We start from the raw sequence: 7780 nt of genomic DNA on the forward strand, positions 1-7780 counted from the left end.
GGCGCGGATCATGTCGACGCAAGCCGGCGTGAGCGACAGAACGGTTTGGCGACCATCGTTGGGATCCGGGGCGCCGTGCAACCATCCTGCCGTTTCGAGACCCGAGACCGTGGCCCCCATGGATTGTGGGCGCACGCCCTCGGCGCGGGCCAGGGCGCTGATGGTGGCGGGCCCCTCGCGCTCGATGCGGCTCAGCACCGACTTCTGCGACCACGTGAGATCGCCCGGATTGGCCTGATCGCGGAGCCGGCGGATTACGGCGCCAAGCGCGACGCGCAGGTCGCCCGCAAGAGTGAGCGTGCGATCGGCTTCGGGATCAGCGATGTGTTCGGCCATGAACTAACCATAACATATAGGAAGGTAAACTGTAAAGGTTGGCTTCTTAAATTCCCATAGGTCCGGGTCACGCGACCCCGGTTGACGGCGTCGCGTGGTGGGCCGAGCTTGGCGCCTGCGCAGCCCTGAAACAAAGTGGTGCAAGTGCCGAACCGCCTGCTTGCTCAAATGCTTGGCGCGCTTCATGGTTGTGCATCATGTCGATCTCAGAGCCTCCAGTGCAGCCCAGTCCCCTTCGCACTACCGCCAAGAGCGCGGACACGCGGGCGGCGATCGTGCGCGGCGCGCTGCAGGCGCTCGAAGCCCACGGCATCGCCAACACGACCACGCGAAAGATCGCGTCGGAGGCCGGCGTGCGGCTGGCGACGCTGCACTATCATTTCGACAGCAAGGACACGCTGCTGCTCGCCGTCCTCGATGCGCTGGTCGCCGAGCTCACCCAGATCCTGCGCGCCGAGACCCAGGCGACCGAGTGCCTCGATGATCGCATCGCCGGCCTCGTCCGCGCCGCGTGGCGCTATGCCGAGCAGACGGCGGCCAAGCAGATCGTGCAGTTCGAGCTCACGCTCTACGCGTTGCGCACGCGAGGCGCCACATGGCTCGCCGAGCGGCAATATGGCGACTATGTCCGCGTCTACGGTGACCTGCTGGCCAGCGGTGCCGGCGTCACGCTATCTGCGCCCCGCGCCCAGACGCTGGCCCGCTTCGTTCTCGCCTCGATCGACGGGATGATCTTGCAGTCGCTCGCGGGTCTCAGCGCCTGCGACGCCAAGCAGGGCGTCGAGGCGCTGATCGTCGCGGCGCAGGCGCGCGCCCGGGCGCTCTCGGCCGAGCCTTAGACGTCGAAGAGGGTGTCGCGCCGCTCAGGCGTCGTAACGGCGAAGCGTTCGGGGTCGCCTTCGCGGAACAGCGCGACAAAGATGTCGATGAGGCTGCGGATGCCGCGTGGCTTCATGCTGCCGTAGAGGTCGGCAATCTGCAGGATCGGCGCCGGGAGATCATCCGACAGCGGAATGCGCACGAGTTGCGGGCTGTCGGCGTTCACGTCGCCGATCGGGCGCATGTTGAGGATCGCGATGCCGAAGCCGGCCGCGACCGCGCTGCGGATGGTCTCGTAAGATCGGGTGCGGAATTTCACCACCGGCTTGGCGCCGCAGGAATCGAACAAGGCCAGCAGGTAGCTCACCGTCAGCGGCAGATCGAGCAGAACAAGCGGGTAGGGCAGGAGGTCGGCGATCGACAGCGCCTTGGCTCTCGCCAGCGGGTGGCTGACCGGCAGCAGTACATGCGCCGGCACCCGGCAGATCTTTGTCAGGTGGGCGTTGAAGCTCGGCCCGATGTCGTAGGTGAAGACGAGGTCGACGAGGCCGCGGTTCAGCCAGTCGGCAAGCTGCGTCTGGTCGCCTTCCAGGAGCGCGACCTCGACCGGGCCGGCTTCCTGGGTGAAACGCTTGAGCCCCTCGACCATGAACAGCGGGCCGAACGGCTCGAAGCAGCCGATGCGCAGACTCTGCGCCTGGGTCTGCAGCAGGCCGACCTGGCGTTGAAAATCCGTCTCGGCCGCCAGCAGGTGGCGCCCGGCCGAGACGAAGCGCTCGCCGCCCGGCGTCAGCTGGATGCCGGTCGCGCGGCGGCGGTCGAAGATGCGGGCGCCGAGGCTCAGCTCCGCGCTCTCGATCGCCGCGAGGATGGAGGAGGGCGAGATGCGCAGCAGCCGCGAGGCACCTTGGATCGAGCCGCAATCGGCCACCGAGCAGACGTATTGCACTTGGCGCAGCGACAGGCTCATCGCGGGGCGTCCATCGTCAGAAACTCGGCGGGGTGCATGCGCTCACCAGCTCGCAGGGGTTCGGCCCGACGCAGCGGAAGCGGTGCGGCTTGCGGCTCTCGAAATAATAGGCATCCCCCGGGCCGAGGATGCGGCGCTGGTCGTCGACGGTGACCTCCAGGCGTCCACTCAAAATGATGCCGCCCTCCTGGCCTTCGTGGACCAGCGGCACCCGGCCGGTGTCGGCGCCGGGCTCGTAGCGCTCCTTCAAAATCTGCAGCGCGCGACCGAACAGGTTGTCGCCGATCTGAAGGTAGGAGATCGGGCCCTTGCCGATCTCGGAGAGCTCGTCGGCGCGGTAGAACGGCTTGTTGGCGTCTTCCGGCTCGATGGCGAAGAATTCGGCGAGCCCGATCGGGATGCCGTCGAGGATGCGTTTGAGCGCGCCGACCGATGGGTTCATCGCGTTGGACTCGATCAGCGAGATCGTCGAATTGGTGATCCCGGCCTTCTTCGCCAGGGCGCGCTGCGACAGCCCGTTGAGTCCCCGGACATAGCGCAGTCTTGCCCCGACATCGACGCTCACACTCGGCTCCGTTCCTGGTGTTGCGGATCGAACAATTCGTGCCGAACGAAACACATGTTTGCAGGGGCTTAGCAAGAGCAAGAAAGCGGCTTGTTGCTTTTTCCAAACCATGCCCCGGTAGCGTCCGACTGGAGCCCCGCCATGACCTCGGACCGCAGCAACACCTCGCCGCTCGACGCTTTCTGGATGCCGTTCACCGCCAACCGCCAGTTCAAGGCGGCGCCGCGCCTGCTCGTGGCGGCGGAAGGCATGCACTACACCGCCGACGACGGCCGCCAGATCCTCGACGGTACCGCTGGCCTCTGGTGCGTCAACGCCGGCCATGGGCGCCAGAAGATCACCGATGCGGTGACGCGGCAGCTCTCGACCCTCGACTTCGCCCCGACGTTCCAGATGGGGCATCCCGTCGCCTTCGAGCTCGCCGAGCGCCTCGCCGCAATCGCGCCGGGCGGCCCCGATGCCGGGCTCGACAAGGTGTTCTTCACCGGCTCCGGCTCGGAGTCGGTCGATACGGCGCTCAAGATCGCGCTGGCCTACCAGCGGGCGATCGGGCAGGGCACGCGGACGCGGCTTATCGGCCGGGAGCGCGGCTACCATGGCGTCGGCTTCGGTGGCATCTCGGTCGGCGGCATCGTCAACAACCGCCGCGTCTTCCCGACGCTGAACGGCGTCGATCACCTGCGCCACACCCACGATCCCGAACGGAATCTCTTCGTCAAGGGACAGCCGGAGTTCGGCGCGGAACTGGCGGACGATCTCGAGCGTATCGTCGCGCTGCACGGCGCCGAGACCATCGCCGCGGTCATCGTCGAGCCGGTGGCCGGCTCCACGGGCGTGCTGATTCCGCCGCTCGGCTATCTCGAACGGCTGCGCGCGATCTGCGACCGCCACGGCATTCTGCTCATCTTCGATGAGGTCATAACCGGCTTCGGCCGCCTCGGGACACCGTTTGCCACCGACCTGTTCGGCGTCATTCCGGATCTCGTCGTCACCGCGAAGGGCCTGACCAACGGCTGTATTCCGATGGGCGCGGTGTTCGCCAGCCGCAAGATTCACGATGCCATGATGCACGGGTCGGAGAACGCCATCGAGCTGTTTCATGGCTATACCTATTCCGGCCATCCCGTCGCGGCGGCAGCGGCGATCGCCACGCTCGACATCTATGCGGACGAAAGCCTGTTGACGCGTGCCGCCGCGATTTCCGACGAATGGGCGAGCGTGATGCACAGCCTGTGGGATGCCAAGCACGTCATCGATATCCGGACCATCGGCCTGATCGCCGGCATCGAGCTGGAATCGCGGCCCGGCGCACCGGGCGCCCGCGGCTACGACGTCTTCGTCGACTGTTTTCAGAGTGGCCTGTTGGTTCGCGTCACCGGCGATATCATCGCGCTCTCCCCGCCGCTGATCATCAACCGCGAACAGATCGACACCGCCGCCGCCATCCTCTCCGCCGCGATCAATCGCACCGCCTGACGCTCTCGTCCAAGAAAGTTTGTGATCAAATGACCTTGCCGAATTCGGCCGCCGCCCGCGACGTGCGCTTCATCCTGCATCCCGTCACCGATGCGCGGCGCAACGAAGAGACCGGGCCGATCGTCATCGAACGCGGCGAGGGCATCTATGTCATCGACGATGCGGGCAACCGCTATATCGAGGGCATGGCCGGGCTATGGAACGTCGCCGTCGGCTTCGGTGAAAAGCGGCTGGTCGATGCGGCGACGAAGCAGCTGTCGACGCTGCCTTACTACCATACGTTCTCGCAGAAATCGAACCTGCCTTCGATCGACCTTGCCGAGAAGTTGGTGCAGATTTCGCCGGAGCGGCTACAGCACGTCTTCTTCACCAACTCCGGTTCGGAGGCCAACGACTCCGTCGTCAAGATGGTTTGGTACTACAACAATGCGATCGGCCGGCCCAAGAAGAAGAAATTTCTGGCGCGGCACAAGGGCTATCACGGGATTACGGTCGCGTCGGGCAGCCTGACCGGCCTGCCGGGCAACCATCGCGACTTCGATCTGCCCGCGATCCCCGTGCATCACCTGACGTGCCCGCATCACTATCGCTTCGCCGAGCCGGGCGAGAGCGAAGAAGCATTTTCCGAAAGGCTCGCCGCGGAACTCGAAGCCTATATCGAGGCCGAGGGTGCCGACACGATCGCCGCGTTCATCGGCGAGCCGATCCTCGGTGCCGGTGGCGTGATGCCGCCGCCGGCCGGCTACTGGGCGAAGATCAAGGCCATCTGCCGCCGCCACGACATTCTCATCGTCGCGGATGAAGTGATCACCGGCTTCGGCCGCGTCGGGACGATGTTCGCGTCCGACTACTATGGCATCGACCCCGACATTCTCGTCGTGTCGAAGCAGATCACGTCCGCATACCAGCCGCTGGCGGCAGTGCTGATCAGCGATGCCTTGTACCAGGGCATCGCCGACAATTCGAACAAGCTGAAGTCGTTTGCCCACGGTTTCACCACGACCGGCAATCCGGTCGCCTGCGCGGTGGGCCTGGAAAATCTGGCCATCATCGAAGAGCGCGATCTCGTCGCCAACGCCAAGCGCATGGGCGCCCTGATGCACGCGAAGCTTGCGCCGTTCTGCGACCACCCGCTTGTCGGCGAAATCCGCGGCGTCGGCCTGATTGCCGGCATCGAGCTGGTCGCCGACAAAGCGTCGAAAGCGGCTTTCGAACCGGTGGGGAAGGTTGGTGCCGACTTCTTCCATCGCGCGCATGCGCATGGCCTGATCGTGCGCGGCATCGGCGACACGATCGCTTTGTGTCCGCCGCTGATCATCACCGAAGTGGAGGTCGAGGACATGATCGTGCGTTTTAGCCGTACGCTGGACGACGTCGCGAAGTCGGTGAATGCTTGACACAAATGCATTTGGTCCGCTCGATCCCCATGGCTGATAAGGGGGCGCTTTCTTTTCGAAAAGTGGAGCGTGTTCTGGCAAAGCCTATCAAGCTTTCGGGATCACGATCCGAGACGCAAATGGGTCTCGTTGGCATCTGAATTGCAGCGACTTCAATTGTTGCCGGTGTCCGTTTGCGGGCGAACCAGCACGAGCGGAGCGATTCATGACACACGAGACGATTAGCCGGCGCAGCGCACTCAAGCTCGGAACGGCAGCCGCGACGACCGTGGCAATGCCCTTTTACGCCCGCAACGCGTTCGCTGCGGAGCCGATCAAGCTCGGCAGCCTGCTCGACGGGACCGGCGCGCTCGGCCTCGAAGGCCGCCGCATGATCCAGACGACGGAATTCGCGGTCGACAAGCTCAACGCCGCCGGCGGCCTGCTCGGCCGGCAGATCAAATTGATTCAGTACGACACCCAGTCGAGCATGCAGCTCTACACGCAATATGCGCAAAAACTCGCGCTGGAGCAGAAGGTCGACGTCATCCAGGGCGGCATCACCTCGGCATCGCGCGAAGCCATCCGCCCGATCTTTGATCGCAACAAAACGCTGTTCTTCTACAATACGCAGTATGAAGGCGGCGTCTGCGACCGCAACGTGTTCTGCACCGGCACGACGCCGGCCCAGACGGTCAGCCACGTCGTCAATTACGGCCTGAAGACCTGGGGTAAGAAGGCCTACATCATCGCCGCGGACTACAACTACGGTCACATCACCGCGAGCTGGATGTCGAAGTTCATGAAGGACGGCGGCGGCACCGTCGCCGCGACCGACTTCTTCCCGCTCGACGTCACCAACTTTTCCTCCGCCATCAGCCGCATCCAGGATGCCGCGCCGGACTTCGTGCTGTCGGCTCTCGTTGGCGCCAACCATTCCGGCTTCTACCGCCAGTGGGACGCTGCCGGGATGAAGAAGAAGATCCCGATCGGCTCGACCGTGTTCGGCCTCGGCGACGAGCTGACCGCTATGGACGTGTCGACCACCGACGGCATCGTCACCTGCTACGGCTGGTACAACGATCTCGACAACCCCGAGACCAAGGCCTTCGTCAGCGGCATGCAGGCGAAATACGGCAAGGACCTCACCGACCTCGGCGAGTTGGACACGGCGACCTACGACGGCATCATGCTGTGGGCGGCGGCGGTGACCAAGGCTGGCTCGGTCGAGCACGACAAGGTCATCACGGCGCTGGAATCCGGCATCGCCGTCACCACGCCCGCCGGCCTCGTCAAGATGGATCCGGCAACCCATCATACCATCCGCACCACCTATATGGCGCAGCCGAAGGATCGGAAGTGGGATATCATGGCCACCTATCCGGACTCGCAGCCGTCCGATACCGGCGGCGCCTGTGACCTGCTGAAGAACCCCAAGACCAATAAGCAGTTCACCCCTAACATCTAGGTCGCGTTCTCCCGATGGATCTCACCGGCCTTCTCGCCTTCAACGTCCTCACCGCCATCGCCACGCTCGTGCTGCTCACGCTCGGGCTGGGGGTTATTTATGGGATGATGAAGATCATCAATCTCGCCCACGGCGAGATGATGATGCTCGGCGCCTATACGGCGGTGACGGCGGCGGATGCCGGCGTCAACATCTGGATCGCCATGCTGGTGCTGCCGCCGCTCGTCGTCGGCCTCATCGGCCTGGTGCTCGAGCGCACGGTGATCCGCTTTCTCTACGGGCGGATGATGGACACGATGCTGGCGACATGGGGCATCAGCCTCGCGTTGATCGGCCTCATCACCAGTATTTTTGGCAACGTGGTGCGGGCAGTGTCGTCGCCGGTGGGAAGCTTCTCTATCGGGCATTACGGCGCGAGTCTTTTCAGCCTAGTGATCATCGCGACCGCCATTGCGGCGATCGCAGCGATGCTGGCGCTGCTGCGGCTGACGAAATTCGGCCTGATCCTGCGGGCGACGATGCAGAACCCGAACATGGCGGCGGCGATGGGCGTGTCGCCCGGCACCATCTACATGGCGACCTTCGCGCTCGGTTCGGCGCTTGCGGGGCTGGCGGGCGGCGTGCTCGCACCGATCTCCGGCGTGTCGCCGGCGATGGGCGCGGCCTATATCGCGCGCGCCTTCATCACCGTGCTGGGCGGCGGCCCGGCGATCGTCACCGGGACGGGCCTAGCCTCGACGCTGTTCGGCTTCATCGACGAACTGGTGTCG

At 64.8% G+C, this 7780-nt stretch carries 8 protein-coding genes; 5 read left to right on the forward strand and 3 right to left on the reverse strand.

All coding sequences use genetic code 11. The annotated features are described in order from the left end of the window. On the reverse strand, positions 1-336 hold a 336-nt coding region (locus GSQ79_RS22510; protein WP_158811008.1), incomplete at its 3' end, for a MarR family winged helix-turn-helix transcriptional regulator. A gap of 218 nt (positions 337-554) precedes the next feature. Here GSQ79_RS22510 and GSQ79_RS22515 point away from each other — a divergent pair. Continuing rightward, positions 555-1175, forward strand: coding sequence for a TetR/AcrR family transcriptional regulator (locus GSQ79_RS22515; protein ID WP_158811009.1), 621 nt, complete (start codon positions 555-557; stop codon positions 1173-1175). Here the strand turns inward: GSQ79_RS22515 and GSQ79_RS22520 are convergent. Continuing rightward, the gene (locus GSQ79_RS22520; protein ID WP_158811010.1) at positions 1172-2125 is read right to left on the reverse strand and encodes a LysR family transcriptional regulator; all 954 of its coding nucleotides are present in this window, start codon (positions 2123-2125) and stop codon (positions 1172-1174) included. The genes GSQ79_RS22515 and GSQ79_RS22520 overlap by 4 nt on opposite strands. A 16-nt stretch (positions 2126-2141) precedes the next feature. After that, positions 2142-2690 (reverse strand): cupin domain-containing protein, encoded by a 549-nt coding sequence (locus GSQ79_RS22525; protein ID WP_158811011.1) that lies wholly within the window; start codon positions 2688-2690, stop codon positions 2142-2144. A gap of 141 nt (positions 2691-2831) precedes the next feature. On the opposite strand from GSQ79_RS22525, the gene GSQ79_RS22530 reads away from it, so the two are divergent. The 4 genes from GSQ79_RS22530 to GSQ79_RS22545 form a co-directional block, all read left to right on the forward strand. Then, positions 2832-4166 carry an aspartate aminotransferase family protein gene (locus tag GSQ79_RS22530; protein WP_158811012.1) on the forward strand — a complete coding sequence of 445 codons (1335 nt, stop codon included), beginning with the start codon at positions 2832-2834 and terminating at the stop codon, positions 4164-4166. 29 nt (positions 4167-4195) lie between these two features. Further along, on the forward strand, positions 4196-5563 hold the full coding sequence (locus tag GSQ79_RS22535) for an aspartate aminotransferase family protein (RefSeq protein WP_158811013.1): 1368 nt from the start codon (positions 4196-4198) through the stop codon (positions 5561-5563). A 205-nt stretch (positions 5564-5768) separates the two neighbouring features. Beyond that, entirely contained in the window at positions 5769-7010 is a 1242-nt protein-coding gene (locus GSQ79_RS22540; protein ID WP_158811014.1) for an ABC transporter substrate-binding protein, read from the forward strand. A 14-nt stretch (positions 7011-7024) separates the two neighbouring features. Further along, the coding region (locus GSQ79_RS22545; protein WP_158811015.1) for a branched-chain amino acid ABC transporter permease at positions 7025-7780 on the forward strand (756 nt) is incomplete at its 3' end.

It is taken from the genome of Beijerinckia sp. L45, assembly GCF_009765775.1.
Classification (GTDB): domain Bacteria; phylum Pseudomonadota; class Alphaproteobacteria; order Rhizobiales; family Beijerinckiaceae; genus RH-AL1.